The organism is Streptomyces sp. NPDC005963, assembly GCF_040638655.1.
Lineage (GTDB): Bacteria > Actinomycetota > Actinomycetes > Streptomycetales > Streptomycetaceae > Streptomyces.
This window is the reverse complement of record NZ_JBEXVD010000087.1, coordinates 1-1672: the sequence shown is the minus strand read 5'-3', so window position 1 is coordinate 1672 and position 1672 is coordinate 1. Positions and strand designations below refer to the sequence as shown.

Sequence of the window (1672 nt, the reverse complement as noted above, 5' to 3'; positions counted from 1 at the left end):
CGGCAGCCGTACTTGTTGTCGAACTTGGACTTGGTGACGGCATCGTTCACATTGATCGCCGGGAAGAGAAGGGTGCCGTCACGGTGCATCTCGTAGAGACGGTGGACACCGGTCGTGGTCTCCTCCGTGACGCCGCGGATCTCCGAAGCAAGAGCGGACCAGTCGAGGGTGCTCTGCGACAGCAGCGTTCGGACCAACGCCAATTCCTCGTTGGCGGCTTCCGGCAGCTTGCCCGTCTTCTGATACTCGACACCCAGGTGGACCAGGCCGGTTGCGTCCCCGCCGTCGTCCAGAATCATGTTCGGTCCGGCATCGCCGGGCCAGGTCAGCGCCTGCTCGGTGCACCACCAGTACTCCTGTGGTGTCTCCCCCTTCCAGGCGAACACCGGTATGCCGGTAGCCGCGATCGCGGCGGCGGCATGGTCCTGGGTGGAGAAGATATTACAAGACACCCAGCGCACCTTTGCGCCCAGTGCCACCAAGGTCTCGATGAGAACGGCCGTCTGAATCGTCATATGAAGCGAGCCGGTGATCCGCGCGCCCTTCAGCGGCTGCGCCTTCGCATACTCCCGGCGGATCGACATCAGACCGGGCATCTCGTGCTCGGCGAGGGTGATCTCCTTGCGGCCGAACTCCGCAAGGGAGAGGTCGGCGACCTTGAAATCGGTAAACTCAGCTGACATGAAGACTCCTTGAGCTGTTTACTACGGCGCGGTGGATGTCCAGGGTCGCCGCGGACTTGTTGAGCGTGATGTAGTGCAGGCCGGGAGCACCCTCGGCGAGGAGAATTTCCGCCATGGCCTTGGCGTGTTCGACACCGATCTTGTACGCGTCCTCAGGCCGGTCCCGGGCGGCAACCAGGCGATGGGCCAGGTCCTCAGGGAAAGCCGCGCCGGAGAGTTCGGCGAAGCGGCTGATCTGGCGCACGTCGGTGGCCGGCATGATCTCGGGGATGATCGGCGTCATACAACCCGCTGCCGTCACCCGGTCGCGCAGCCGCAGATAGTGCTCCACGTCGAAGAACATCTGAGTGATGGCGTAGTCCGCGCCGGCACGGCATTTGGCTACGAAGTGGCGAATGTCGCTGTCCCAGTCGGGCGAACGAGGATGCTTCTCCGGAAACGCCGCCACTCCGATGGTGAATGCCCCCAGGGAACGGATCAGTTCGACCAGTTGGAAGGCGTGCGTGAAACCGTCCGGATGCGGTTGCCACGGCCCCATGGGGTCGCCGGGAGGATCACCGCGTAGCACCAACACGTCTCGCACACCGACATCGGCGTACTGGCCGATGATGTGGCGCAGTTCGGCCACCGAGTGCCCGACGGCGGTCAGGTGCGCCACCGGGCGCAGAGTCGTCTCGGCCACGATGCGTTGGGTGATCTGAATGGTGCGGTCGCGTGAGGAGCCGCCCGCGCCGTAGGTGATGGACACGAAGTCGGGCGCGAGCGGTTCGATGCGGCGGATGGCCTGCCACAGGTCCTGCTCGCCCTTGGCCGTCTTGGGCGGGAAGAACTCGAAGGAGAACGTCGGCCTCACCGGCCACCTCCTGCTCTGCCCGCGTTGAAGTAGGAGGCTTGCGGGTGATGGATGACGATGGCGTCGGTGGACTGTTCCGGGTGGAGCTGGAATTCCTCGGAGAGCTGGACGCCGATCCGCTCGGGTTCGAGGAGGG

General features: G+C 64.5%; 3 protein-coding genes. All 3 read right to left on the bottom strand.

Translation table 11 applies throughout. The features are described 5' to 3' along the window. On the bottom strand, positions 1 to 683 hold a 683-nt coding region (locus ABZ348_RS34665), incomplete at its 3' end, for an adenosylhomocysteinase (RefSeq protein ID WP_358939996.1). After that, positions 673 to 1536: a methylenetetrahydrofolate reductase [NAD(P)H] gene (gene metF, locus ABZ348_RS34660; RefSeq protein WP_358939994.1), complete on the bottom strand. Its 864-nt coding sequence runs from the start codon at positions 1534 to 1536 to the stop codon at positions 673 to 675. The genes ABZ348_RS34665 and metF, both read right to left, overlap by 11 nt. After that, positions 1533 to 1672 (bottom strand): vitamin B12 dependent-methionine synthase activation domain-containing protein (locus ABZ348_RS34655; protein ID WP_358939998.1); only part of this gene is annotated, 140 nt, incomplete at its 5' end. The genes metF and ABZ348_RS34655, both read right to left, overlap by 4 nt.